This window comes from Dietzia sp. CQ4 (assembly GCF_014145125.1).
GTDB classification, from domain to species: Bacteria; Actinomycetota; Actinomycetes; order Mycobacteriales; family Mycobacteriaceae; genus Dietzia; species Dietzia natronolimnaea.
In genome coordinates this window covers 1-23787 of record NZ_JAALDZ010000036.1, presented here as the reverse complement: position 1 = coordinate 23787, position 23787 = coordinate 1, and the positions used below count along the sequence as shown (strand labels likewise).

Genomic DNA, 23787 nt, shown 5'->3' with positions numbered 1-23787 from the left:
CGCCGCTGCTCGGGTTCGCGGTCGCGGCCACGGGTGCCTCGATCGGGCTCGCCGTCCTGCTGCTGGCGCGCCGCCGCCAGCCGTCGCGCGCGGCCACCGGGCTCCTGGCGGTCCCGCTCCTCACCGTGGGACTGGTCGCGGTCACCACGGTCGACACCACCACCGGGGCGCCGGGGGAGACGGCCGACGTCGCCGTCGTCCAGGGCAACGTCCCCCGCCTCGGGTTGGACTTCAACGCCCAGCGACGCGCGGTCCTCGAGAACCATCTGCGGGTAACCTCGGAGCTCGCCGACGACGTCGAGGCCGGTACGGCGGCCCGGCCCGACCTGGTGTTGTGGCCGGAGAACGCCTCCGACATCTCGCCCCTGGCCGACAGACTGGCCGGCGACCAGATCACCGCCCTGTCCCGACGCCTGGACGCCCCGATCCTCGTGGGCACCGTCCTGCGTGTGGGTGACGGCCCCGAGGCCACCAACTCGTACCTGGTCTGGGACGGCCGATCGTCCGATTCCGCCGCCGGGCCGGTGGTCGACCGTCACGACAAGAAGTACATCCAGCCATTCGGGGAGTGGTTGCCCCTCCGCGCGCCGCTCGAAGCGCTGTTCCCGATCGCCCGGACCGCGGGGCACTTCGTCCCGGGCGACGGCACCGGGCTCATCACCGCGGCCGGGATCGACCTCGGTGTGGCCATCTGCTTCGAGATCGCCTTCGACGCCGCGGCCCGTGAACCGATCGCGCGCGGCGCGCAGATCCTCACCGTGCCCACCAACAACGCGACGTTCGGCAGATCCCCGATGACCTACCAGCAACTCGCGATGTCGCGGGTCCGGGCCGTGGAGCACCACGTCCCCGTCCTCATCGCCGCCACGAGCGGGGTCAGCGCGGTGATCGGCCCCGACGGTGAGGTGCTCCAGGAGACCGGGATCTTCGAGCCCGCGACGCTGGCGGCGCGGGTCGAGTTGGGGACCGCCGGTACGATGGCAACCCGACTGGGCGGCATACCGCAGATGGTGAGCTGTCTCATCGGGCTCGTCGGCCTGGGATGGGCGTTGATCCGCACCCGGCAGCGACCCGCGACCGAGCACGAGGAGACGTAAGTGACCGATCCGATGGCGCCTGAGCCCGCCGCTGCGTCCGCGCGGACCCTGGTGATCATCCCCACGTACGACGAGCGGGACAACCTGCCCGGCGTCGTCGAGCGTCTGCTCGCGTCAGCTCCCGACGTGGCTGTCCTCATCGCGGACGACAACAGCCCCGACGGCACGGGGGAGGTCGCCGACCAGCTCGCCGCCGGGGACACGCGGGGGCGGATCACCGTGCTGCACCGCCCGGGCAAGCAGGGGCTCGGGGCGGCCTACATCGCCGGATTTCGCTGGGGACTGGAGCGCGGCTACACCGTGCTGGTGGAGATGGACGCGGACGGCAGCCACCCGCCCGAGCGCCTGCCCGCGATGCTCGCGGCGGTCGACGACGGCGCGGACCTGGTGATCGGGTCGCGCTACGTGCCCGGCGGCAGCGTGGAGAACTGGCCGTGGCAGCGCCACGTGATCTCCCGCGGCGGCAACGTCTACTCCCGGATCATGCTGGGGGTGGGCATCAAGGACATCACCGCCGGCTTCCGGGCCTATCGCAGTGAGTCACTGACACGCCTCGACCTGGACGCGATCGAGTCGAAGGGCTACTGCTTCCAGATCGACATGACCTGGCGGCTGCTGAACTCCGGGGGCACGGTCGTCGAGGTCCCGATCACCTTCACCGAGCGCACCGTCGGGCAGTCCAAAATGAGCGAGTCGATCTTCCGGGAGGCCGCCGTGAACGTGGCCCGCTGGGGCTGGGAGAAGCGGCGCCGTCAACTGACGTCACTCGTCCGGCGCTGAGCCGGCGCCCTCCGGAGCCGACCTGGCACCCCTGAACGCAGGACGCCCCGGCCCCGTGAGGGGGCCGGGGCGTCCTTGCCGGGTCGTGATGCCCGGCGTCAGGATGCTCAGCGGGCGCCGGCGCGCCGACGCTTCTTGAGGATGTCCATCCGCTCCTTGAGCAGGTCCTCGAGGTCGTCGAGCGAGCGACGCTCGAGGAGCATGTCCCAGTGGGTACGCGGCGGCTTGCCCTTCTTGACCTCGACCGCCGGACCGTCAATGAGCTGGCCCTCCTGGCCGTTCTTGCACATCCAGGTCCCGGGGATCTCGGCGTCATCGGCGAACGGGACCTCGTACACCTCGCCGTTCTCCGTCTGGTACTTGGCCATCCGCCGGGGCGCGAGATCGGTGTCCCGGTCGGTCTCGTAGCTCACCGCACCGAGGCGGCTGCCTCTGAGGACTCGATCTGCCATGCGAACTCCTTCTACCGTGTTCGTCCGTCTGTCCAGCTGCCTGCGACACGACGCTGCCGTGTTCCTGGTGATGTAACGCCAGGTGACCCCCCAAATGTTCCCACGGGATAGGGCAGCAGGCCAGCCGGGGACCGTCTCGGTACCCTGACCTCCGTGGACACCGACGCCCCCGCCGCTCAACCCCCGCCTCGGCGGGGCGAGGCCTCGTGCGCGTGGTGCGGGCGTCCGGTGGACGAGGGCGACACGGGCCGACGACGACGGTACTGCCGCCGGTCGTGCCGTCAGCGCGCCTACGAGCAACGGCAGTCTCTGCGGGTCCGCGAACTGCCGGAGGGGACGGTGGTGCTCTCGGAAGCCGAGTCGACGGACCTCATGGACCGGATGTTCCAGCTCAGGTGCGCGTGCGAGGACCTGCGCACCGCGATCCTCGAGGGAGAGGACGCCACCGAGTTGGCCCGGATGTCCGGTGACCTGGTGGACGCTGCCCGGCGCGCCGAACGACTGAGGTGAACCGCGACTGAGGTATCCCTCCCCGGCGGGGTGTCCGGCACCTACGGTTGTCCGCAGACACCCCAGCGAGGAGACGCCCCGTGAGTGAGCACATCGCCGATTCCCATGACGTCATCCGCGTCCGGGGGGCGCGGGAGAACAACCTGAAGTCGATCAACGTCGACCTGCCCAAACGACGGCTCACCGTCTTCACCGGGGTGTCCGGTTCCGGCAAGAGCTCACTGGTCTTCGCCACGATCGCCGCCGAGTCCCAGCGGATGATCAACGAGACCTACAGCGCGTTCCTCCAGGGCTTCATGCCCACCCTCGCGCGCCCCGACGTGGACCTCCTCGACGGCCTCACCACCGCCATCGTGGTGGATCAGGAGCGCATGGGGTCCGACCCACGTTCGACGGTCGGCACGGCCACCGACACCGGAGCCCTGCTGCGCATCCTGTTCAGCAGACTGGCGGAGCCGCACATCGGCGGACCCAAGGCGTATTCGTTCAACGTCGCGTCCGCCAGCGGGGCGGGCATCCTGACGAAAGCGGACGGCACCCGGCAGAAGGCGGAGTTCTCCATCACCGGCGGGATGTGCGCCAGGTGCGAGGGGCGTGGGTCGGTGTCCGACTTCGACGTCGACGCTCTGGTCGACCGGTCCAGGTCCCTCGCCGAGGGGGCCATCACGGTACCCGGGTACTCGATGGACGGGTGGTACGGACGCATCTACGCGGGGTCCGGCTTCTTCGACATGGACAAGCCAGTCCGCGATTTCACCGAACAGGAGATGCACGACCTGCTCCGGAGGGAACCGGTCAAGATCAAGGCCGACGGGATCAACGTGACCTTCGAGGGGCTCATCCCGAAGATCCAGAAGTCGATGCTGGCCAAGGACGTCGAGGCGATGCAGCCGCACATCCGGGCATTCGTGGAGCGAGCCGTGGTGTTCACCACCTGTCCGGAGTGTGACGGCACCCGCCTGAACGAGGGCGCACGATCGTCGCGGATCGGCGCACTGAACATCGCCGATGCCTCCGCCATGCAGATCACCGACCTGGCCGAGTGGCTTCGCGGGCTCTCCGAACCATCGGTCGCCCCGCTGCTCGCCGCGCTGCAGCACACCCTGGACTCCTTCGTGGAGATCGGATTGGGCTACCTCTCCCTGGACCGGCCGGCCGGCACGCTCTCCGGTGGTGAGTCGCAGCGCGTCAAGATGATCAGACACCTGGGGTCGGCGCTGACCGACGTGACCTATGTGTTCGACGAGCCGTCGATCGGTCTGCACCCGCACGACATCCAGCGGATGAACGACCTGCTGTTGCGGCTGCGTGACAAGGGGAACACCGTCCTCGTGGTGGAGCACAAGCCGGAGATCATCGCCATCGCCGATCACGTGGTGGACCTGGGGCCCGGTGCCGGGTCCACCGGTGGCGAGATCTGCTACGAGGGGTCGGTCGCCGGCCTCCGGGGAAGCGACACGGTCACCGGCCGCCACCTCGACGACCGCGCGACGCTCAAGGACGGGGTCCGCAGGGCGACCGGCCACCTCGAGGTGCGGGGCACGACCGCCCACAATGTCCGGGACGTGGACGTCGACATCCCGCTGGGCGTGCTGTGCGTGGTGACCGGCGTGGCCGGCTCCGGGAAGAGCTCGCTCATCCACGGGTCGGTCTCCCCACGTCCCGGTGTGGTCGCGATCGACCAGGCCGCGATCCGCGGGTCCCGCCGCAGCAACCCGGCCACCTACACCGGGCTGCTCGAGCCCATCCGGAAGGCCTTCGCCAAGGCAAACGGGGTCAAACCCGCCCTGTTCAGCCCCAACTCCGAGGGCGCGTGCCCCACGTGCAAGGGGGCGGGCGTGATCTACAGCGATCTCGGTCTGATGGCGGGGGTCGCCACGACGTGCGACGACTGCGAGGGCCGGCGCTTCCAGGCCGAGGTCCTGGAGTACCGGTTGGGGGAGCGCAACATCGGTGAGGTCCTGGCGATGTCGGTGGCCACGGCAGAGGAGTTCTTCCGCGAGGGACCGGCGCGGATCCCGGCCGCGCACAAGATCCTGCTCCGGCTCCGCGACGTGGGACTGGGCTACGTCCGGCTGGGACAACCGCTGACCACGCTGTCGGGAGGGGAGCGGCAACGTCTCAAGCTGGCCGCGCAGATGGCGGACAAAGCGGAGGTCTACGTGCTCGACGAACCGACCACCGGCCTGCATCTGGCCGACGTCCGGAACCTGCTGGGCATGCTCGACCGGCTGGTGGACGCGGGCAGGTCCGTCGTCGTCATCGAGCACCACCAGGCCGTCATGGCCCACGCGGACTGGATCATCGACCTCGGTCCCGGGGCCGGCCACGGTGGCGGCCGCGTCGTGTTCGAGGGCACGCCCGCCGAGCTCGTGGCAGCCCGGTCCACGCTCACCGGTGAGCACCTCGCGCGGTACGTGGCGGAGGGTGTCGAGCCCGCGATCGGGTGAGGGGTACCGGCGATCACCCCGCCTTACCGAACCGCTTGTGCAGTGCCTGCTTGCTCACTCCGAGGACGACTCCGATCTCCGCCCAGCTCAACCCGTGCAGCCGAGCGTGTCGGACCGCCGCCGACTCCTCCCGGGCGAGCGCCGCCCTCGCCTCCGCGATCGCGGCCAGGCGGGCGACCGGGTTCGGCGTGTCGTCCTCGTGGTCGTCGGCGTCGTCATAGGTCGTGTTCACATTCCTCACCTCGTTCGTCAACCTACGTTGACAGCACCGGGCGCGTCAATCAGAGTTGACGGTCCGGTACGGCGGACTAGGGTCGTGGTCATGCCCACCAACCGATATCCCGAGATCGCGTTCGGTCCCGCCGCCCGTGCACGGCAGGAGTCGACGGGCGTCACCAGGCCGACGGAGACCGGCGAATTCGCCCTGGAGGGCACGGACTCCGCGCTGATCCGGCGCGCCGACCACTTCCTCCTCTCGAGCGTCACCGAGTCCGGGTGGCCGTACGTCCAGCACCGCGGGGGACCCACCGGGTTCGTCCACGTCCTGACGCACACCTCTCTCGCGTGGCTGGAGTTCCGCGGAAACCGTCAGTACGTCTCCGTGGGCAACATGGACCACGACGGGCGCGTCTGTCTGCTCTTCGTGGACTATCCCACCCGGGCCAGGCTCAAGGTGTTCGGTCACGCCCGGGTCATCGAACCGGACCGGGACCCGGACCTGATCGGGCGCCTGCGTTCGATGGGGGAGAGGACCTACACCGGGCATGTCGAGAGGGCGATCGTCGTGGATCTCGTGGCCGCCGACGCCAACTGCAGCAAGCACATCACGCCGAGGTGGGATCGCGCGTACATCGATGACCTCACCGAGGTGTACCGCCGGCAGATCGACGAACTGCGGGAAGGGTGAGACGTGGGAACCTTCGACATCAAACGGGAGCGCAGGGACCTCTACAACGGCACAGTCGGGAGGTTCGACCCGGTCGAGGTACCACCGATGCGATTCCTCACGGCCGACGGCTCGGGGAACCCCAACACCTCCGCGGACTACGGCAAGGTGCTCGAGGCGCTGTACACGTGCTCCTATGCGGTGCGGGCGGTGGCCAAGGTCGAACTCGGGCGAGTCCACACCGTCGGCCCGCTCGAGGGTCTCTGGTACGCCGACGACCTCGGGGTGTTCACCGCGCGGGACAAGGACGCCTGGGCGTGGACCATGATGATCTGGCAGCCGGACCGGGTCACCGAGGACATGGTGGCCTCCACCGTGGAGACGGTGACCCGGAGGAAGCCTCACGTCGCGGTGGACCGGGTCCGCCTCGAGGAATTCGCGGAGGGCCCGGCCGTCCAGACCCTGCACGTCGGACCGTACGACGCGGAGGGTCCGGTCATCGCCCGGATGCACGAGGAGGCCATCACCGGTCGCGGCCTGATCGCCTCGGGGCACCACCACGAGATCTACCTCTCCGACGCGCGCAAGACCGAACCGGCTCGGCTGCGGACGATACTGCGCCAACCCGTGGCGAGCGCCGCGGAGCAGTGATCGGGTGCGGGTAGAAAGAACTCATGACCACCTCCGACGGATTCCCCGACGCCTCTTCCGATGACGCGAGCAGGTTCGTCCGAGCCTCAGGACTCGTCATCGACGAGGTGACCGCGACGAGCCTCAGGGGCCATGCGCTTCTGGGCGAGGACCACCTCACCGCGTGGGGGACCGTCCACGGAGGTGTCTACGCCAGCATCGTCGAGTCCGCGGGCGGCGCGGGCGCCGGAGCCGCCGTGGCCGACCGGGGCCAGATCGCGGTCGGCGTCCACAACGGCACCGACTTCCTGCGGGCGTCGACCGGCGGGCGGGTCGACGTGAGCGCGGAAGCATTGTTCCAGGGGCGCGGTCAGCAGCTGTGGGACGTGGTGATCCGCCAGTCCGAGAGCGGCACCGTACTCGCGAGGGGCCAACTCAGGCTGCAGAACGTTCCGCGGCCGGATCCGGCTCGGCACAGCTGACCCCACCCGGGGCCCGGCGGCGCCCCGGACTCACGTCGCGTCGGCACGCTCCAGCGCCGCCACGACACTCCGCGCCAATCGACGCAACTCGAGGAGGTCCTCCGCCGGCAGGTCCAGCTTCTCCAACAGGGAGCACTGGATGCGGCCCGCCTCGTCGCGGAGGGCGTGCCCGGCGTCGGTCAGCACGACGGTCACACTCCGGGCGTCCCCGCCCGCCCGGTGACGCGACACCAGTCCGGCGGCCTCCATCCGCGAGATCAGCGGGGAGAGAGTGCCGGAGTCCAGGAGCATCCGGTCGCCCAGCTGTCGGATCGTCAGACCGTCCTCCTCCCACAGGGCGAGCATCACCAGATACTGGGGATAGGTGAGCCCGGCCGAGGCCAGGGCCTCCCGATAGGCCGCTGTCGACGCCCTGGAAGCGGCGTAGAGGGCAAAGCAGACCTGCTGGTCGAGGCGGAGATCGGCGTCCATCTCCCCATTGTCCCGCAGAATTCGATTGCGCACAATTGAGTTGTGCGCAATACTTCTGTCATGGAGCACACCCCAGGTACGCGACCGGCCGGACGCACCGGCACCCGGATGACACGACGCCCGGGCCGGGCCGGCGAGGTGATCCGTCACCTGGGACGCTGGACCCTCGGCGCCGCACTGCTGGGCGCCGGCGTGGGACACCTGACCACCATGCGGCAGGAGTTCCAGGCCCAGGTGCCCACCTGGGTGCCCCTGGACCCGGACTTCGTGGTGCTGGCCTCCGGTGTCGTCGAGATAGGACTGGGCGCCGCCCTCATCCTGGCGCCGACGAGATTCCGGCCCGCCGTGGGATGGATCACCGCCGGCTTCTTCGTCGCGATCTTCCCCGGCAACATCTCGCAGTACGTCACCGGCACGGCCGCCTTCGGACTGGACACCGACCGCGCCCGCCTCATCCGACTGTTCTTCCAGCCCCTCCTGGTGGCGTGGGCACTGTGGTCCACCGGGGCGTGGAGAGCGTGGCGCGGCCGACGCGGCTGACCACCGGCACCGACACGCTCAGTGCGGCCCGGGTGAGCCGGGTCGACCGGTCGTCCTCACGGCGGGCCGGGGGAGAAGAACCGCCAGATCTCGCCGGGCGCGTCGTACCGGGCCCCACCGTCGCGGCCCCACCTGCCGGACAGGGTGGGGAAGGAGTGGCCGACCCGGTCCACCATCACCAGCCGCACGGGATCCGGGCCTTCCCAGGTGATCGTCTCGGCGTCGCCCTCACGACTGACCGACGGGGACGACCCGTCGACCGCGACCCCGTTGTGTCGGGCGAACCACTCCGCGCCGTCCACGGCGGACAGCACCTCGCCCCGCGACTGCGCGGCGAGGCCCGATCCCACGCGGACCTCACCACCGTCGATCGGGTTGATCGGGTCCTGACGCCCTTGGACAAACATGATCGGAACCGGCTCGCCATCGACCCCACAGCCCAGGTTCTCCCGGGTCGGGGGATTGGCGGCCACCGCCGCGACCCCGTCGACGAGGTCCGGCGCCTCGAGGGCGAGTCGCATGGCCATGTGTCCGCCGGAGGAGAAGCCCACCGCGTAGACCGGGCCGGTCGTCCCGAGCGACCCGGCGGCCTGCCGGAAGAGCCCCACGTCGTCGAGGTCGTCCTCCTTGGCGGGCCATTCGCCCTCCCTCCGGCACTCGTTCCAGTTGTTCTCGTGGCCGTCGACGTAGACGATCGCGAAGCCCTCGTCGTCGGCCAGGCGCTCCAGGTCAGGACCTATCCCGTTGCGGATCCCCGAGCCGGTGTCCCCGGTCCCGTGGATGACGAGCAGTACGGGCGCCGAGGGGTCCTCCGCCGCCGGGGGGCGGTAGACGGTCCAGTTCCGGGTGAGGTCGTCCAGCACTGTCGAGTGGCTGGTCAGATCCCGCGACTCATCCGTCGGGATCGACGCGGGCGGGGAGCGATCCCCGGACTGTCCTGCACACGCGCCCATCGCGATCGTGAGCACGAGGCACGCCACGGCCCGGAGGGGTCGGGGGAACGTCGACTCCGTCATGCCCCGAGTCTGGCGCATCTCGCGCTCACCCGCCCAGGCGGACGGCCTCTGAGTACACTCACAATCCATGCACATCGATGAGTATCGTCGCCACGACGCCCTCGGCCTGGCCGACTCGGTCAGGTCGGGAGAGGTGACCGCGGGCGAGTTGCTCGAGGTCGCGTTACAGCAGGCGGACGCCGTCAATCCGCACCTCAACGCCATCGTCCAGCGGATGGACGACCGGGCCCGGGAACGGGTGGCGGGGCCGCTCGACGGCCCCTTCGCCGGCGTTCCCTTCCTCATCAAGGACCTCGGTCAGGACTACCGCGGGGTGCCGACCAGCGGTGGCTCGCGGCCCCTGTCCCGTATCCCGGCGGCCGAGCATTCGACAGTGGTACAGCGCTGGCTCGACTCGGGCCTCGTCATCTTCGGCAAGACCAACACCCCGGAGTTCGGCGCGAAGGGCATCACCGAACCGGACCTCTTCGGTCCCGCCCGCAACCCGTGGGATGCGAGCAGGACGCCCGGAGGTTCCTCGGGAGGGTCAGCCGCGGCGGTCGCGGCCGGTGTCGTCCCCGTGGCGGGGGCCAGCGACGGCGGCGGTTCGATCCGCATCCCGGCCGCCTGCTGCGGGCTGGTCGGACTCAAACCGGGCCGCGGCCTGGTTCCGATGGGGCCGTCGCTCGGGGAGGCGATGCACGGTGCGGCGACGAACGGCGTGATCTCGCGCTCCGTCCGCGACTCCGCGGCGATGCTGGACGTGTTGGCGGGAGGGGAGCCGAGCGGACCCTACGTTCCCGGGGTGCCCACCGAGAGCTTCCTCTCGCAGGTCGGTCAGGATCCGGGACGGCTGCGGATCGGTGTGTGCACCGCATCCTCGATCAACTCCGAGCCCCATCCGGAGGCCTTGGCGTCGGTGGAGGCGGCCGCACGGACGCTGTCCGACCTCGGTCATGACGTGGAGTTGCTCACCGAGCAACCGGTCGACGACCTGGCGTTGGCCCGCGACTTCCTCGCCACCTGGTTCGTGGTCCTGGCGTGGCAGGTCGACGACGCCAAGCGGCGCACGGGGTGCCGGGACGGTGACTTCGAGCTCGACACGCAGATCATGGCGGCCCTCGGACGAGCGCACAGCAGTGTCGAGTACGTCGACACGGTGATGCGTCGACACGAGCACGTGCGGCGGTTGTCGGCCTTCTTCGACGGCTACGACCTCCTGGTCACGCCCACGCTGGCCGACCTGCCGCCGCGTATCGGCGCGCTGGACACCCCTCGACTGGCACACCGTGCGGCGACCGGGCTACTCAAGACCCGGACAGCCGGACTGCTGCGACGCTCGGGGCTCGTGGAATCGATGATCGACAACAACCTCAACTGGATCCCGTACACCCAGCTGGCCAATCTCACCGGCCGACCGGCGCTCTCGCTGCCTCTGCACCGGACCCCGGAGGGCGTGCCCATGGGGGTGCAGTTCATCTCACAGCTCGGGGGTGAATCCATGCTCCTGCGCCTCGCCGGTCAGCTCGAGCAGGCGGTGCCGTGGGATCACCGGCGGCCGCCCGTACCCGCCGGCGCGGGGCGACCTCGATAGCTCGGGGAACGTCACCCGGCAACACGGGGAGTGCCCCTGGAAACGTCACCGTGACGTTGTGAGCGCAGCCAGCCAGCCGCCCCGGTGTCGCCCCGAAGAGCCGGCGATTAACCCGTCAGGTCGGGTTCCACCCGTCTGACTGGTTCCGCCCGCCAGAGTCCACGCCCGGCGGTACCGGGTGACACCTCGGGGCCAGGCCGCCCACAGGGCGTCACCCCACGACGGAGTCGGCCGTCGCGAACGACATGGGCGGAGACAGCGTCGATATGGTGGCGACCTCAGCCGATGAGCGGGGCGACCCGGAACAGCCCGACAGAAGCACGCGGCGCCGGGCCCGACAACCGGGCGGCACGATCGACAGCATCGCTGCAGGGCCCACTGCTATCAGCCTTATGGTTAAGTGCCGATAATCTACATTATGTAAAGTCAGAACCCCGACCTGCTGCGTGAGGATCTCTGCAGCCCATCGGTCAGATGCTCACGGCCTCGTGCTCACATCACGCCCCCACCGGCGCCGACCCGTCTCAGTGAGCTCGTTCGACCGAGATCCGTTCGATCCGCGGCAACGCGAGAGCCAGCACCGGTAGGTATCCCGCCGCCCAGACCGGGGCCCCGAAGCTGACGACACAACCGCCCGGCACTCCGATGACCTCGTGCCGGGTCGCATTCACACCGGCCACCCTCCACGCCCACAGTCGCCGATCAACGAAGTCGGTGATCTCGAACGGCAGGGACAGGCCCGCCACGGTCGTGACCGTCCCCCGCGCACCGGCCGTCAAGCCGGAGTCGCCGTCGATTTGGGCATCCGAGACGGTGGGCCCCCATCGCGGCCAACACCGCACATCGGTGATGACCGTCCACACGGTCTCCGGGTCCACGTTCATCCGCAGTTCGGTCGTCCACATCCCGCGCCGAAGCGTCGTGCGGACTCTGATCATCGAACTCAGCCACGTGGCGGATGCGAGGTGTGTCATCGTCCGGCCCGGCCCCTCAGCTCGCGGCGCTGTCCGCCAACTCCTCGCGGTGGGCCGCTCCACCCCGGCGACAGCGGACTCCCCTGTTCGCGGACGCGACGGATCATCACCCCATGGTGGCAGAGCACCGCGCAGGCGCAACCGTCGACGGTGGTTGCCACCACACCCCATCGGAACCCGCCGAGTCAGCTGGTCCGGTCCAGGATGAGCCGAACCGCTTCCCGGGGCGCGTCCCACTGCGGGAAGTGGCCGCACCGATCGAACCAGTGCAGTGTCGCGTCGGGGAACGCGCGCGCGGCTCGGTGAGCCTGGGCCGGAAGTGTCACCAGATCGCGGCGACCCCAACCGATGGTGACCCGTCCCGGGACCGAGCCCGCGGGGGCGCCCTGCTGCTTCGGGCCCTTCGTCAGCGCGTCCATCGCCGCGCCCGTCCCAGGCGCGTCGGCCAGTCCCGCCACGTCGGGCAGCACGGTCCGCGCCGGCAGGGCCCAGGGGCGCACGGAGAGCTGCGCCAGCAGCGCGGTCCGACTCACCGGATTACCCAGCAGAACCGGAAGCGCTCCGCGCAGTGCGCTGACCAGGGCGATCGACGGTCGCAGGGTGGCGCTGAAGATCGCCAGCTCACGATCGCTCCAGAATCCACCGGGGTCCAACGCCACGGTGTCACCACCGACGCCGCGCCGGGCCAGCTCGAGCACGATCCGCCCACCCATCGACTGCCCGGCCGTGGAGACCCCGTGCAGGCCCGACTCGTCGATGAACCGGGCGACCGCGTCGGTCAACGTCGCTATGGAGACCTCACCGTCGAGCGGAGGGGACTCGCCGAACCCCGGCAGGTCGACCGCGATGATCTCCCGGCTCGCGGCCAGGTCGTCGATGATGGGCTCCCACGATCGCCACCCCGCGCCGAGGCCGTGTACGAGAAGTAGTGGACTGCCCTGACCGCGTCGAACATGATGCAACGTCATCAGTCAAGCCTACGGAGTGCGCGGCGGACAGGTCGCGTGCGACGTGCCACGATCGGGGCCCGGTGCCCGGGTCCGAGGTGGCAGACCGGCGACGACGGATGGGACGATCTAGAGATGCGCACCCCGGACGGCATCGACCGCGATCGTGACGAGGACGGCCGCGCGCGCAACGCGCGTCCCCGCGACGAACTCGGCCGACCTCTGCCACCGGGGAGCGTCGGAGTCGAGCGCATTCCCGACGACCTGGACCTGCCCCCCGACGCATCGCTGGCGTGGGCGCAGGACCTGCTGGACCGCGGCCTCGCCTTCCACGCGCACGAGGTGCTGGAAGGCGCGTGGAAGAGCTCCCCCGCCGACGAGCGGGAGCTCTGGCAAGGCCTCGCCCAGCTGGCAGTGGGCATCACCCACATCCAGCGTGGCAACACCACGGGGGCCCTGGCGCTACTCGAGCGTGCGGCCGACCGTATCGGTGGCCGGGACGGCCCGGCACCCCACGGGATCGATGCCGCCGGATTGGTCACCCACGCCAGCGACCTCATCACCGAACTCCGCCGAGGCACAGTCCCCGCTCCCCCTCGACTGAGACCGCATCTGAAGCACCGGCCACGTCCGCGCTAGGGCCTCGTCACCGTTCGGGACGGCCTTTCAGCCGCGCGCGGCCCGCTGGTGATCCGCGGAGTACGCGGCGAGGACCTCTCGGACTCCGGCGTCCCCCTCCCGGCCGGTGAATTGGCTGAGTGGCACCGCGAGGCGGTCCAGCGACGCCGACAACGTACTTGCCCCGACACGCGCCTCCACGGTGTCGACCTCCGCGACGGCATCACACAGCTCCAGCGCGTAGTGCACCTGGCGGGACAACGCCTGGTAGGGATTGGCCTCCTGGAAATAGTAGGTCTCCGAATGCTGTGTCAGATCCACGGTCACGACGTTGATCTCCGCGGCGAGGCCCTCCGTCACCCGCGAGATGGTGTCCGGGGAGAGGTCTCGAACCGCCGCGGCGAAGTCGGCTTCCGCCAATCCGTGGAGCCGCAGGGCCAGTGCGCTACGACGCGAGAGCGGCGGATAGATCTGCATGAACCAGGTGAGGGACGCGGTCAGCAGCGCGAACCCCGTCAGTGCCTCCACCGGGGCCAGAACGCGGATGAGAGGTTCCGTGGCCACCACGTCCCCGAACCCCAGGGTGGCCAGGGTCACGAGGGACACGTAGAGCGCCTCGGCGGCGACCGGGTATCGACCGGGGTCGATTCCGGAGGAGTAGTCGAATCCGTCCGGGACATGCGGGAGGTAGACCAGCGCCCACCCCACTGCCTGCAGCAACACCCAGACCAGAACAGTGACCACCATCCCCGCGGGGCCCACGATCGAGCCCAGACGGTGCCCGAACCGCCGGGAGACCGCCCACAGTGCGGAGAACACCACCTTGCTGAGTGCCGCCTCGCTGCGTGGGTGCATCAGCGCGCGAAACACGTCCATCAGGCCGAGAGCGATGATCCCGGCGCCGACCACTGTCACGGCGATGTCCATCTGTCCTCTTCCGTCAGCTGTCGACCACGACCCCGGGATCTCCCCGCGGGTCCACTCACCGGGCGCTGGTGAACGGGCGCTGGTGAACGGGCGGCGGCGGGCCGCAGTCATGGGTGGCACAGGGTGGCCCCACCCGGCGGACATCGAGGGTCGTCCTCACGCCGCCTCGGCACCGCGCGCCGTGCCCGGATGCTATCCCTTCGCCTGGCGGGCAGCGTCTCGGGTGCATGGGCGGCCCGAGCCGACGGGCCGGACGCCACCGGGTGCGGCCTTGCGCGGGATCCGCGCCACACGCTTCCGTCTCCACGGGTCCGGGGCCCCGGGGATGCGCGTAGCGTCAGGGGCACGCACCCGTCAAGGCTGGGAGATCGACCCATGACCACTGTCAACGACACCGCCGATCGCATACTCGCCCGAGCTGCGGACGCCCCGCACGGCCGACACGCCGAGATCATCGTCCACGAAGGACCTCTCCGCCAGTCGCTGTTGGCCCTGACGGCGGGCACCGAACTCGAGGAGCACAACTCTCCCCCGGCAGCGAGCCTCTACCTGCTCCGGGGGGCGGTGCGGGTGACCGGCGAGACCACGGTCGACATCGGCGCCGGCGAACTCCACGCCCTCACCCACCACCGGCACGCCGTCACGGCCCTGGAGGACTCGGTCTTCCTCCTCACCACCGTCACCGGCATCGAGGGAACGGGCAGCCACGCCGATCCGCCCTCCGCCTGAGCCGATCCCGACCGCGGTGTCCCGGAGACGGTGTCCCGACGCGGGAGCTCTGTCGCCGAACCCCCGGCGCCGAACCCCTGACGCCGAACCCCTGGCGCAGTGCCGGCGAGTGACGGACACTGACGAGATGCGCACGCGCCACGTCAGCACGGTGATCCACCGCTCCCCGGCGGACGTCTACGACCTCGCCTCCGACCACACGAAGCTCGCCACCTGGGCGTCTGGGCTGGCCACCGCGCAGGCCTCCGTGGACGGCGACACCCTGGTCGTCGACTCCCCCATGGGGAGGGTGAGCGTCCGATTCGTCCCCAGGAACGACTTCGGGATCCTGGACCACGAGGTCACCCTGCCCGACGGCGCGACGGTCCACAATCCGCTCCGGGTCCTGCCCCATCCGGACGGCGCGGAGGTGGTCATGACCGTCCGTCAGCTCTCCGACGACGACGACGAGTTCGAGCAGGACGCCGCCACCGTGGCAGCCGACCTGGATCGGCTCAAGGGCCTCCTCGAGGGGGAACGTATTCCGGTCCCCCCGTCTTCTGCGCGTCCCGCCGCACAAGCGGATATCCGCGTGGCGGGTCCGGCGGACGCGACCTCACTCGGGCGCCTGCTCCACGACTTCAACACCGAGTTCGACTGCGCCACCCCGAGCGCGGCAGAGGCGGCGACACGGTTCGAGCGACTCCTCGAGCGCGAGGACGTCCTCGCCGTCATCGCCGGACTCCCCCGGGGCCGCGGGGCCGGGACCGATGTCGGCTTCGCCTTTCTCACCCTTCGCCCGACCCCGTACTGGGACGGTCCCCTCGCCCAGCTCGAGGACCTCTACGTTCGCCCGGACCTCAGGGCCGCCGGCATCGGAACCGGGGTCCTGCACCGGTCGGCGTCCGAGGCCCGACGGCGCGGCTGCGAGGAGATACTCATCAACGTGGACTCGGACGACCTCGGCGCCCGGCGGTTCTACGAACGTCACGGCTTCTCCGACCACGACCCGGACACCGGCTCCGGGATGCGGTGCTACCTGCGGCAGCTCTGACCCCTGAGGGGTGACGCCACGTCAGCCGACGGTTCCGGACTCCTCGGGAAGGATGTGGCGCAGGATGTCCGAGATCGTGATCACGCCGACGAACCGGTCGTGATCCATGACCGCGGCGAGTTGCTCGCTCCGCTCCCGCGACACCGCGAGCGCCTCGTACACCGGCGTCCGGGTGTCGAGCAGCATCACCGGCCTGGCCAGGTCCCGCGCCGGGTGGCCCTCCTGCTCCATCAGCGTGTCGCGCACATGCACCACCGCCGGAGTGGAATCCCCGTCGAGGAGGAGGATGCGCATGTGTCCCGTCCGAGCCGCGGCCTCCTGGACCTGCGCCACGGTGGCCTCCGCGGCCACCGCGGTGGGTGCCCTGTCGGTGTCGACGAGTGACCCCACCGTCAGCTGATCGAGGCCGAGCGCTCCGGTCAGCGGGGAACTGAACGTCTCGTCCAGGGCGCCGACCGACGCCGAATGCTCGACGAGTTGCCGGATCGTGGCGGCATCCTGACCTCCCACCGCGGCCCTCTCGACCGGGGTGACACCGCTGGCGGAGACCAGTCGGTTGGCGACCTCGTTCACCCACCGCAGGAGCGGCCGGAAGACCCAGATGAAGCCCCGGGAGGGAATCCCGATGAACTTGGCGGAGAACTCCGGATGCGCGATGGCCCACGACTTGGGGGCCATCTCCCCCACCACCAGGTGGAGGAACGTCACGAACAGCAGTGACAGCGCGAACGCGGCGCCCCCGGCCACCTGTACCGGCGCGCCCAGGGAGGCGAGGACAGGCCCGAGCCAGGCGTCGACGGCCGGCTTGGTGACCGCGCCCAGCGCGAAGGTGCAGGCGGTGATCCCCAGCTGGGCGCCCGCGAGCATGACGGTCAGCTCGTTGATCCCCCGCAGGGCGGCCCGCGCCGAGGCGCTCCTCTCCGCGTCCTTCTCGAGCCGGTGCTGACGAGCCCCGAGAAGCGCGAACTCGATCACCACGAAGAAGGCGCTCAGGACGATCAACGCCACGGTGATCGCGGCGACGACGAGTGAATTGTCCATCACTGCTCCTCCCCCCGTCCCGGCTCGAGCCCGTGTCCCGTCGCGGGGTGTCCGTCGTCCCCGGGACGCCCCGGGTGCTCCTCCTGGGAGTCCACCAACCGGACCAGCAGTTCGCCGGGGACCAGCCGGGTCACCTCGAGGACCTCGATCTCCAGGGCTAACTGAAGCGGTGTCTCGGCGATCAGTTCCCGGGGCTCGATCGGCAGTTTGACCCGCACGGTCTGACCCACTTCCGGGAGTTCGCCGTGCGCGGAGATGGTCAACCCCGCCATGGTCTCGTAATCTCCGTGCGGAAGCTCATGACCGAGCGATCTCTCGGCCTCGTCGACGTGGACGTCACCGTCCATCCGCCAGATCCCCTCGTCCACGACCGCGATGACCGACTCGGGTTCCGTGTCGTGTTCGTCGGTCAGCTCCCCCACCAACTCCTCGGCCAGATCCTCGATCGTCAACACGCCCGCGAAGCCCCCGTACTCGTCGACCACCGCCGCGAGCTGCGTCTTCGACCGGGTCAGCGTCGACAGCGCATGGGGCAGGGACATCAACGAGGGCAGGACCACCGGTGGGCGCATGATCTCTGAGACCGGGGTGTCGGCCTTCGCTCCCACGCGGAGCAGGTCGGCCAACTGAACGACCCCCAGCGGCTCCAGAGTCTCCGAGACCACCGGATACCTCGTGTGTCCCGAGGCCATCAACGTCCGGACCTCTCCGACGGTGTCATCCGGGCCCACCACGCTGGTCTGGGGACGCGGGATCATCGCGTGCTCGACGGTGCGATCCGGGAAGTCCAGGATCCGGTCGATGAGGACGGACAGGTTCTCGGGCAGATCGCCGCTCTCCCGGGCGTCCGCCACGATTCGCTCGAGATCCTCGGCGGTGGCCGTGGAGTCCAGATCGTGGACGGGTGTGACCCCGACCACCCTGAGCAGCAGGTTCGCCGCCCGGTCGAACACCACGATGAGCCAGCCGAACACGGTCAGGTAGAGGGTGGTGGACCGCGCCAGACCGCGGGCCAGGGGCTCCGGGCTCGCGATCGCCAGGTTCTTGGGATACAACTCGCCAAAGATCATCTGCACCACGGTCGCGGCCACCAACGCCAGGACGGTGCCCACCGTGACGCTCACCGCCGCGGGGACTCCGACCCCGCCCAGGAGGGTCCCCAGCGATTCGCCGACCAGCGGTTCGGCCACGTACCCGACCAGCAGGCCGGTGACCGTGATGCCCAACTGGGCACCCGACAGCATGAAGGACGTCCGTTGCGTGACCCTCAGTGCCCGCTGGGCGGCGACGTCTCCCGCCTCGGACAGTGCCTTGAGCCTGTTCCTGTCCACGGACATGTAGGCGAATTCCTGTGCCACGAAGTAGCCGTTCGCGGCGATGATGGCCAGGATCGCGAGGATCCCCAGCAACAACATCAGAAGGGTCAGGACCACGGGGCCACCTCCCCCCTCGGGAGACGCCGTGTCGGCACTCGAGCGCCGTGGACCTGAGAAGTACGAGGAGGGCGACTAGGTCCCGGGTCGTCGTCCGACCCGGTCCTTTCAGAGGGGGTACCCATCAGGGCCTCTCACACACTCCGTTTCGTGTGTCGATGTAGATGACTCCCCGAGGATGACGCAATCCGCCCCCCGGGACCACGACTCCCCGGCCGCGATCACCGTCCCGGGGTGACGGGGCGGACGGTGAGGGTCTGCGCGAGGGTACCGATCGGGCCCGACTCGTCGTGCAGGGTGCTCGAGGTGAGCCCGAGCCCGCCCGGACCGAAGCTCACCCGGGTGTCGAACCCGACCCACTCCCCTCGTGGCTCGCGGAAGAGGTGGGCGGTGAGGTCGATGTTGGGGAATTGCACGTCCTCGGGAGCCGCGCGGACCGCCATTCCGTTGGCGATGTCGAACAGTGCTGCCGACCGGGCCAGCCCGCCCACCGACTCGCGTGCGACCAGCGGAACGTCGGTGCGCACCCAGTAGCGAGCCCTCCCCGGCCCGACCGAGTCCCGGCGGACCTCCGCGGACGCCAGGTACCCGCCCTGCCAGACCGAGGTGGGGTCCCACTGCGGCATGTCGGTCGGTCCCGGGATCGGGTCGAGGCCGACGGCCTCGAGCTCCGTGGTGTCTCTCGGTTGCTGCAGCCAGGCGCGCAGGCGCACTCCCACGCGATCCGCGAGTCCGTACGTGGCCTCCACGAGCTCGATGGTGCGCCCCGGTCTGACCACCTGCACGTCCACCGCGACCGGGTCCATGGGCACGGTGCCGAGGATCTCGTAGGTCAGGCGCGAGATCACCATGGGATCGTCCCGCCGACGTCGTAGATCACCCTCCACCTCGTGCACGAGCAACCCGAACGACGGGCCGATGTGCTGCACCGCCGGATCCCAGGCCCCGGTGGTGTGTGAGGTCGGGTCGAACCATCGGTCACCGAGTCGCTCGAAGTACGCCACGCATGCCCCCCATCGAGTGAACTGTCACTAACTGACTACCACGTGATGAGGGGACCGACCGTGAATCGGCACCCACCGTCACCCGCGTGCGGTTGACTCTGATCCGGAAGCACGAGCCCGACCCTGCGCCCAGGAGTGACAGATGACCGCCGAGCAGTACGACACCTTCGACACCCCTGTCGACGACAGGTACCTCGACGACTATCAGGAAGGACGCACGTACCGCTTCGGTGAGGAGTCGGTGGACGCCGAGGAGATCATGGAGTTCGCCCGCAGGTATGACCCGCAGAGCATCCACACTGATCCCGAGGCGGCCGCTCACGGCCCGTTCGGAGGACTGATCGCGAGCGGCTGGCAGACCGCGGCGCTCATGATGCGCCTGTTCGCCGACAACTACCTCACCGCTGTCGCGAGCCTGGCGTCCCCCGGGATCGACGAGCTCCGCTGGGTCCGGCCGCTGCGACCCGGCGACCGTCTCACCCTGATCTGCGAGACGACCGGTGTCCGCCCCTCCAGGAGCAAGCCTGACCGCGGGGTGCTCACCACGGATGTGACGCTGGTCAACCAGGACGACGAACCGGTCCTCACCGCCACGGCGCTCAATATGGTCGCCCGCCGCTGAGCCGTCTCAGAGCCTGGGCGTGAGGTGGAAGAGAGGCAGGTGCCTGGTCGTGCGGGTGGCGTAGATCTCGTAGTTCGGCCACACCTTCACGGCGGCGTCCCAGGCCGACGCCCGCTCGTCCTCGGCCACCTCCCGCACGTCCACGGTGAGCCTGGCGCCGTAGACCGACACGTCGACCTCGCCCTCCCCCGCCGCGCGGAGGTTGTGCACCCACGCAGGAGCCTTCTCGCCCCCCCAGTTGGAGCCGACGACCACCAGGCCGTTGCGCCACGATGCGAACAGCAGCGGGGTGTCGCGCGGCTCACCGGACTTCCTGCCCGGGACGTGCAACGTGAGCGTGGGCAGCCCCGCCACCCGGAGCAGCGGGACGCGGCCACCGGAGATCCTGTTCATCCACTTGTCGACCGTCACCACGAGGTGGGAGTTCTCCCGCGTCGCGTCCTGACGTCCGAACCAGATCGCGATCGGGGTGAGAAAGTTGCTCATGAACGAACCCTAGGACGTGGGCGGACCGTCGAGGTGGGTCAGGGTGCTTTTCGCCGTGGCGACCACCTGGACGGACTCGAGCCACCCCCTGCGCAGCCCGGCCTCGAGCGCCGCGAGATGGAACGCCCACATGCGCCGGTACACGGCGTCGAACCCCAGTGCCGCCGCGTCCCGCCCCCGGAGGGCGAACGTCTCGGACCACAACCTCACCGTCTCGGCGTGGTGCGACGTCGCCTCGATCCGCCCCAGCAGACGCAGCCGCGGAGAGCGGTCGATGGCCGAGACCAGTTCCGACCAGGGCACCACGGGGCCCGCCTCGGAGACGTACCTCGAGCCCCACGCGGCGAGTTCGACGACCGCCGGTCGGGGGCGCTCCGGGGACACCACCGCGGCGATCGCGAGCCTGCCGCCGTCAACCAGCAGCCTCTCAGCCGCGTCCAGGACCTCCGCGTATCCGGCGACACCCGCCGTGACCCCGGGATCGACCGCGACCACCGCGTCGACCTTCCCCCGCGCGTCCGCCGGCCCGCCCAGGAAGAGCGTGATCTCGTCGTCGAGCCCCGCCGCCGCGAATCTCGACCCGAGGGCCGCCAGGCGCTCGGTCGACGCGGTCATCGTCCGTACGTGGGCCCCGCGCTCGGCGGCCCGCATCGGCAACTCACCCCACCCGGGAGTGGCGACGAGGGCCCGGGTGCCGGCCCCGACGCCGGCAAGGGTGAGCAGCGTGTCGGCCGACCGCCGTTGGGCGTCCCCCAGGTCGTTGCGCCGGGGGGGCGACGCCGGGACCTCGAGGTGGACCACGTCGGTCCCGTCCTCCATCCGTGCACGGGTGCGTGCACCGGAGGCGAACACGGCGCCCGCCGTCGACATCGTCTCGTCGGTGTAGAGGGAGGTGAGCGCACCGGGAACGGAATCCTCGAGCTCCACCACCACCGGTCCCCCGCGCCGTCGCCCACCACCGGGGCTCCCGCGACCGTCGCGCCCGTAGGCTCGTTCACCCGGGTGGGCGCAGTCGGAGTTCCCCGCGATCCACGGGCCGAGGGTTCCTATGGCCGCGCCGAGGTCGGTGGTCGTCCACTCACCGGCCATATAGGACTCTCCCAGGCCGAGCACCCCGGCGGACGCGAGGCGCGCCCAGAAGCGCTCGGGCTCCCGCAGGACCACTCGGACGGGGGCGTCGTACTCGCCCGCCGCCGTCGAATCCGGGTAGTCGATCCTCAGACCGAGGTCCCTGGTCGACCTCCTCAGGGCCTGGGCGACCTCCCCCGCGGCCTGTCCGCCCATCCCGTCCGGCTCCGCGAGCGCGGGCCAACGATCGAGGTCGACGGTCTGCGGTTCGAGTCTGACCACCGGGTCCCTCCTCAGGGGTGTCGTCAGTGGGACGGTACCGCCGCACGTCGCCCGGGCGGGTCAGGCGCGACGGGGGGAGCGTTCACCGCGGCGAGCCCACTACGTGTGCACCGGCTACCGCATACCACTACCCTGGGGACTCGTTCCCGCGCGTGACCCGCCCGGGGACCCGATCGGCGAGCCCCGCGCTCACCACGACAGTCTCACCTTCACCAGGAGCCGCCATGACCGAGCCCGCACACGACCAGGTCACCGCCACCGCACCGGCCGGACGCCGGCACCGAGTCGTCATCATCGGGTCCGGCTTCGGCGGGCTCTTCGCGGCCCAGCAACTGAAGAAGGCGGATGTGGACGTGACCCTGGTCGCCAAGACCGGGCACCACCTCTTCCAGCCGCTTCTCTACCAGGTCGCGACCGGCATCCTCTCTGTGGGCGAGATCGCCCCGCCCACCCGGCTCATCCTGCGCGACCAGAAGAACGTCACCTGCATCCTCGGTGACGTCAACAAGATCGACGTGGCCGCCAAGACGGTCTACGCCTCGGCCGGTCACATCAAGTTCGACCTCGAGTACGACAGTCTCATCGTGGCCGCCGGCGCCAATCAGTCGTACTTCGGCAACGACCACTTCGAACGCTGGGCCCCCGGCATGAAGACCGTCGACGACGCCCTCGAACTGCGCAGCCGGATCCTCGGCTGCTTCGAGCAGGCGGAGGTCACCGAGGACGACGAGGAGCGCCGCCGCCTCCTCACGTTCATCATCGTGGGCGCGGGACCGACCGGTGTCGAGATGGCCGGGCAGGTCGCGGAGCTGGCCCAGCACACCCTGAAGAACACCTTCCGCCGTATCGATCCCGCCTCCGCCCGGGTGATCCTCCTGGACGCGGCCCCCGCCGTCCTCCCGCCGTTCGGCAACAAACTGGGCAACGCGGCTCGGGCCCGGCTCGAGAAGATGGGCGTCGAGATCCAGCTCAACGCCATGGTCACCGATGTGGACCAGCGCGGGATCGAGGTGAAGGACCCGGACGGTTCGGTCCGCCGGATCGACGCCACCTGCAAGATCTGGTCCGCGGGCGTCCAGGCCAGCACGCTCGGCAAGATGCTCGCCGACCAGACGGAGGCCGAGATCGATCGCGCGGGACGGGTCCTGGTGCAGAAGGATCTCTCGCTGCCCGGGCACCCCGAGATCTTCGTCGTCGGCGACATGATGAGTCTCGACAAGCTCCCCGGCGTCGCACAGGTCGCCATCCAGGGCGGCAAGTACGCCGCGAAACAGATCATGGCCGAGGTCGAGAAGGGCAGGTCCCCCGCCGAGCGACCGCCGTTCAAGTACTTCGACAAGGGCTCCATGGCCACCGTGTCGCGTTACAGCGCGGTGGTGAAGGTGGGCAGGCTGGAGATCTCCGGCTTCATCGCCTGGGTGATGTGGCTTGTGGTGCACCTCGCGTACCTCATCGGGTTCAAGAACCGCCTGACCACCATGTTCTCCTGGGGAATGCACATGGGCGGTGACCACCGCTCCCAGCTGACCTCCACGCAACAGTGGGTCTACGGTCGACAGGCCATCGAGCGCGTGGCGGCCCATGAGAAGGCCCGCTCGGCGGAGGAGGCCCGCGACCGGGCCGTGGAGACCACGTCGATCGGCGACTGAGGCGCGACGACTCAGCCGGTTCGGCGAGTCGATCGGTTCCGGGACGAGCGCCCGGCGGGACATCCCGCCGGGCGCTCTCGCAGTTCT

26 protein-coding genes are annotated in these 23787 nt (G+C 70.0%); 14 read left to right on the top strand and 12 right to left on the bottom strand.

The features are described from left to right. Nucleotides 1-1097 (top strand): apolipoprotein N-acyltransferase (gene lnt, locus G6031_RS02720; RefSeq protein ID WP_182652352.1); only part of this gene is annotated, 1097 nt, incomplete at its 5' end. Between the two features lie 12 nt (nucleotides 1098-1109). Continuing rightward, nucleotides 1110-1877 carry a polyprenol monophosphomannose synthase gene (locus G6031_RS02715; RefSeq protein WP_179526231.1) on the top strand — a complete coding sequence of 256 codons (768 nt, stop codon included), beginning with the start codon at nucleotides 1110-1112 and terminating at the stop codon, nucleotides 1875-1877. Between the two features lie 107 nt (nucleotides 1878-1984). On the opposite strand, the gene G6031_RS02710 is transcribed toward G6031_RS02715, so the two are convergent. Next, complete coding sequence (locus tag G6031_RS02710; protein WP_179525251.1) at nucleotides 1985-2329, bottom strand: RNA polymerase-binding protein RbpA; 345 nt, start codon at nucleotides 2327-2329, stop codon at nucleotides 1985-1987. A gap of 153 nt (nucleotides 2330-2482) precedes the next feature. On the opposite strand from G6031_RS02710, the gene G6031_RS02705 reads away from it, so the two are divergent. After that, nucleotides 2483-2839, top strand: a complete 357-nt coding sequence (locus G6031_RS02705) for a hypothetical protein (protein WP_179525250.1) — start codon at nucleotides 2483-2485, stop codon at nucleotides 2837-2839. A gap of 80 nt (nucleotides 2840-2919) precedes the next feature. Next, nucleotides 2920-5289 carry an ATP-binding cassette domain-containing protein gene (locus G6031_RS02700; protein WP_182652351.1) on the top strand — a complete coding sequence of 790 codons (2370 nt, stop codon included), beginning with the start codon at nucleotides 2920-2922 and terminating at the stop codon, nucleotides 5287-5289. Nucleotides 5290-5302: 13 nt separating this feature from the next. On the opposite strand, the gene G6031_RS02695 is transcribed toward G6031_RS02700, so the two are convergent. Beyond that, nucleotides 5303-5458 carry a sigma factor-like helix-turn-helix DNA-binding protein gene (locus G6031_RS02695; protein ID WP_187700734.1) on the bottom strand — a complete coding sequence of 52 codons (156 nt, stop codon included), beginning with the start codon at nucleotides 5456-5458 and terminating at the stop codon, nucleotides 5303-5305. 153 nt (nucleotides 5459-5611) lie between these two features. Here G6031_RS02695 and G6031_RS02690 point away from each other — a divergent pair, with 153 nt between their 5' ends. The 3 genes from G6031_RS02690 to G6031_RS02680 are packed head-to-tail and all read left to right on the top strand — an operon-like array spanning nucleotide 5612 to nucleotide 7287. Beyond that, nucleotides 5612-6196: a pyridoxamine 5'-phosphate oxidase family protein gene (locus tag G6031_RS02690; RefSeq protein WP_179525247.1), complete on the top strand. Its 585-nt coding sequence runs from the start codon at nucleotides 5612-5614 to the stop codon at nucleotides 6194-6196. A 3-nt stretch (nucleotides 6197-6199) separates the two neighbouring features. Next, nucleotides 6200-6826 carry a GyrI-like domain-containing protein gene (locus tag G6031_RS02685; RefSeq protein ID WP_182652350.1) on the top strand — a complete coding sequence of 209 codons (627 nt, stop codon included), beginning with the start codon at nucleotides 6200-6202 and terminating at the stop codon, nucleotides 6824-6826. Between the two features lie 23 nt (nucleotides 6827-6849). Then, on the top strand, nucleotides 6850-7287 hold the full coding sequence (locus G6031_RS02680) for a PaaI family thioesterase (protein ID WP_182652349.1): 438 nt from the start codon (nucleotides 6850-6852) through the stop codon (nucleotides 7285-7287). A 30-nt stretch (nucleotides 7288-7317) separates the two neighbouring features. Here the strand turns inward: G6031_RS02680 and G6031_RS02675 are convergent, their stop codons facing one another. Continuing rightward, complete coding sequence (locus G6031_RS02675; protein WP_182644106.1) at nucleotides 7318-7758, bottom strand: MarR family transcriptional regulator; 441 nt, start codon at nucleotides 7756-7758, stop codon at nucleotides 7318-7320. 108 nt (nucleotides 7759-7866) lie between these two features. On the opposite strand from G6031_RS02675, the gene G6031_RS02670 reads away from it, so the two are divergent. Then, nucleotides 7867-8298, top strand: coding sequence for a DoxX family membrane protein (locus G6031_RS02670; RefSeq protein WP_182652355.1), 432 nt, complete (start codon nucleotides 7867-7869; stop codon nucleotides 8296-8298). 56 nt (nucleotides 8299-8354) lie between these two features. Here the strand turns inward: G6031_RS02670 and G6031_RS02665 are convergent, their stop codons facing one another. Then, entirely contained in the window at nucleotides 8355-9314 is a 960-nt protein-coding gene (locus G6031_RS02665) for an alpha/beta hydrolase-fold protein (protein ID WP_182644105.1), read from the bottom strand. Between the two features lie 67 nt (nucleotides 9315-9381). Between G6031_RS02665 and G6031_RS02660 the strand changes: the two genes are divergently transcribed. Beyond that, the gene (locus G6031_RS02660; protein WP_182609965.1) at nucleotides 9382-10887 is read left to right on the top strand and encodes an amidase; all 1506 of its coding nucleotides are present in this window, start codon (nucleotides 9382-9384) and stop codon (nucleotides 10885-10887) included. A gap of 524 nt (nucleotides 10888-11411) precedes the next feature. Here G6031_RS02660 and G6031_RS02655 read toward each other — a convergent pair. Beyond that, nucleotides 11412-11792, bottom strand: coding sequence for an SRPBCC family protein (locus G6031_RS02655; RefSeq protein ID WP_182652354.1), 381 nt, complete (start codon nucleotides 11790-11792; stop codon nucleotides 11412-11414). A 254-nt stretch (nucleotides 11793-12046) separates the two neighbouring features. Continuing rightward, entirely contained in the window at nucleotides 12047-12829 is a 783-nt protein-coding gene (locus tag G6031_RS02650; RefSeq protein WP_017837744.1) for an alpha/beta fold hydrolase, read from the bottom strand. Nucleotides 12830-12943: 114 nt separating this feature from the next. On the opposite strand from G6031_RS02650, the gene G6031_RS02645 reads away from it, so the two are divergent. Further along, complete coding sequence (locus tag G6031_RS02645) at nucleotides 12944-13447, top strand: DUF309 domain-containing protein (RefSeq protein ID WP_182616273.1); 504 nt, start codon at nucleotides 12944-12946, stop codon at nucleotides 13445-13447. Nucleotides 13448-13474: 27 nt separating this feature from the next. Here G6031_RS02645 and G6031_RS02640 read toward each other — a convergent pair whose 3' ends face one another. Next, on the bottom strand, nucleotides 13475-14353 hold the full coding sequence (locus G6031_RS02640; RefSeq protein WP_187702003.1) for a potassium channel family protein: 879 nt from the start codon (nucleotides 14351-14353) through the stop codon (nucleotides 13475-13477). 375 nt (nucleotides 14354-14728) lie between these two features. Between G6031_RS02640 and G6031_RS02635 the strand changes: the two genes are divergently transcribed. Together G6031_RS02635 and G6031_RS19155 are read left to right on the top strand one after the other, a co-directional pair. Further along, complete coding sequence (locus tag G6031_RS02635; RefSeq protein WP_179525239.1) at nucleotides 14729-15082, top strand: cupin; 354 nt, start codon at nucleotides 14729-14731, stop codon at nucleotides 15080-15082. A gap of 127 nt (nucleotides 15083-15209) precedes the next feature. Then, nucleotides 15210-16115 (top strand): GNAT family N-acetyltransferase, encoded by a 906-nt coding sequence (locus G6031_RS19155; RefSeq protein ID WP_182652348.1) that lies wholly within the window; start codon nucleotides 15210-15212, stop codon nucleotides 16113-16115. 21 nt (nucleotides 16116-16136) lie between these two features. On the opposite strand, the gene G6031_RS02625 is transcribed toward G6031_RS19155, so the two are convergent. The 3 genes from G6031_RS02625 to G6031_RS02615 all read right to left on the bottom strand — a co-directional run bounded on the left by G6031_RS02625 (nucleotide 16137) and on the right by G6031_RS02615 (nucleotide 19593). Next, nucleotides 16137-17156, bottom strand: coding sequence for a CNNM domain-containing protein (locus G6031_RS02625; RefSeq protein WP_182652347.1), 1020 nt, complete (start codon nucleotides 17154-17156; stop codon nucleotides 16137-16139). Then, on the bottom strand, nucleotides 17156-18589 hold the full coding sequence (locus G6031_RS02620) for a CNNM domain-containing protein (RefSeq protein ID WP_182652346.1): 1434 nt from the start codon (nucleotides 18587-18589) through the stop codon (nucleotides 17156-17158). The genes G6031_RS02625 and G6031_RS02620 overlap by 1 nt, the downstream gene beginning before the upstream one ends. A gap of 221 nt (nucleotides 18590-18810) precedes the next feature. Continuing rightward, complete coding sequence (locus tag G6031_RS02615; protein WP_182644095.1) at nucleotides 18811-19593, bottom strand: acyl-CoA thioesterase domain-containing protein; 783 nt, start codon at nucleotides 19591-19593, stop codon at nucleotides 18811-18813. A gap of 142 nt (nucleotides 19594-19735) precedes the next feature. Between G6031_RS02615 and G6031_RS02610 the strand changes: the two genes are divergently transcribed. Then, entirely contained in the window at nucleotides 19736-20215 is a 480-nt protein-coding gene (locus G6031_RS02610; protein ID WP_179525234.1) for a MaoC family dehydratase, read from the top strand. Nucleotides 20216-20221: 6 nt separating this feature from the next. Here the strand turns inward: G6031_RS02610 and G6031_RS02605 are convergent, their stop codons facing one another. Together G6031_RS02605 and G6031_RS02600 are read right to left on the bottom strand one after the other, a co-directional pair. Then, nucleotides 20222-20701 (bottom strand): nitroreductase family deazaflavin-dependent oxidoreductase, encoded by a 480-nt coding sequence (locus G6031_RS02605; protein ID WP_182609972.1) that lies wholly within the window; start codon nucleotides 20699-20701, stop codon nucleotides 20222-20224. A gap of 9 nt (nucleotides 20702-20710) precedes the next feature. Beyond that, the gene (locus tag G6031_RS02600) at nucleotides 20711-22051 is read right to left on the bottom strand and encodes a class I SAM-dependent methyltransferase (RefSeq protein WP_182652345.1); all 1341 of its coding nucleotides are present in this window, start codon (nucleotides 22049-22051) and stop codon (nucleotides 20711-20713) included. 224 nt (nucleotides 22052-22275) lie between these two features. Here G6031_RS02600 and G6031_RS02595 point away from each other — a divergent pair, with 224 nt between their 5' ends. Continuing rightward, nucleotides 22276-23700 carry an NAD(P)/FAD-dependent oxidoreductase gene (locus G6031_RS02595; protein ID WP_179525231.1) on the top strand — a complete coding sequence of 475 codons (1425 nt, stop codon included), beginning with the start codon at nucleotides 22276-22278 and terminating at the stop codon, nucleotides 23698-23700. Nucleotides 23701-23787 lie beyond the last annotated feature (87 nt).

What these genes read in the sequence shown, in the direction of transcription:
- G6031_RS02645 (WP_182616273.1), top strand. Translation starts at nt 12,944, where the DNA reads ATGCGCACCCCGGACGGCATCGACCGCGATCGTGACGAGGACGGCCGC.
- G6031_RS02670 (WP_182652355.1), top strand. Translation starts at nt 7,867, where the DNA reads ATGACACGACGCCCGGGCCGGGCCGGCGAGGTGATCCGTCACCTGGGA.
- G6031_RS19155 (WP_182652348.1), top strand. Translation starts at nt 15,210, where the DNA reads ATGCGCACGCGCCACGTCAGCACGGTGATCCACCGCTCCCCGGCGGAC.
- G6031_RS02640 (WP_187702003.1), bottom strand. Translation starts at nt 14,353, where the DNA reads ATGGACATCGCCGTGACAGTGGTCGGCGCCGGGATCATCGCTCTCGGC.
- G6031_RS02650 (WP_017837744.1), bottom strand. Translation starts at nt 12,829, where the DNA reads ATGACGTTGCATCATGTTCGACGCGGTCAGGGCAGTCCACTACTTCTC.
- G6031_RS02635 (WP_179525239.1), top strand. Translation starts at nt 14,729, where the DNA reads ATGACCACTGTCAACGACACCGCCGATCGCATACTCGCCCGAGCTGCG.
- G6031_RS02675 (WP_182644106.1), bottom strand. Translation starts at nt 7,758, where the DNA reads ATGGACGCCGATCTCCGCCTCGACCAGCAGGTCTGCTTTGCCCTCTAC.
- G6031_RS02690 (WP_179525247.1), top strand. Translation starts at nt 5,612, where the DNA reads ATGCCCACCAACCGATATCCCGAGATCGCGTTCGGTCCCGCCGCCCGT.
- G6031_RS02625 (WP_182652347.1), bottom strand. Translation starts at nt 17,156, where the DNA reads ATGGACAATTCACTCGTCGTCGCCGCGATCACCGTGGCGTTGATCGTC.
- G6031_RS02715 (WP_179526231.1), top strand. Translation starts at nt 1,110, where the DNA reads ATGGCGCCTGAGCCCGCCGCTGCGTCCGCGCGGACCCTGGTGATCATC.
- G6031_RS02610 (WP_179525234.1), top strand. Translation starts at nt 19,736, where the DNA reads ATGACCGCCGAGCAGTACGACACCTTCGACACCCCTGTCGACGACAGG.
- G6031_RS02655 (WP_182652354.1), bottom strand. Translation starts at nt 11,792, where the DNA reads ATGTGGACGACCGAACTGCGGATGAACGTGGACCCGGAGACCGTGTGG.
- G6031_RS02665 (WP_182644105.1), bottom strand. Translation starts at nt 9,314, where the DNA reads ATGACGGAGTCGACGTTCCCCCGACCCCTCCGGGCCGTGGCGTGCCTC.
- G6031_RS02710 (WP_179525251.1), bottom strand. Translation starts at nt 2,329, where the DNA reads ATGGCAGATCGAGTCCTCAGAGGCAGCCGCCTCGGTGCGGTGAGCTAC.
- G6031_RS02660 (WP_182609965.1), top strand. Translation starts at nt 9,382, where the DNA reads ATGCACATCGATGAGTATCGTCGCCACGACGCCCTCGGCCTGGCCGAC.
- G6031_RS02595 (WP_179525231.1), top strand. Translation starts at nt 22,276, where the DNA reads ATGACCGAGCCCGCACACGACCAGGTCACCGCCACCGCACCGGCCGGA.
- G6031_RS02680 (WP_182652349.1), top strand. Translation starts at nt 6,850, where the DNA reads ATGACCACCTCCGACGGATTCCCCGACGCCTCTTCCGATGACGCGAGC.
- G6031_RS02605 (WP_182609972.1), bottom strand. Translation starts at nt 20,701, where the DNA reads ATGAGCAACTTTCTCACCCCGATCGCGATCTGGTTCGGACGTCAGGAC.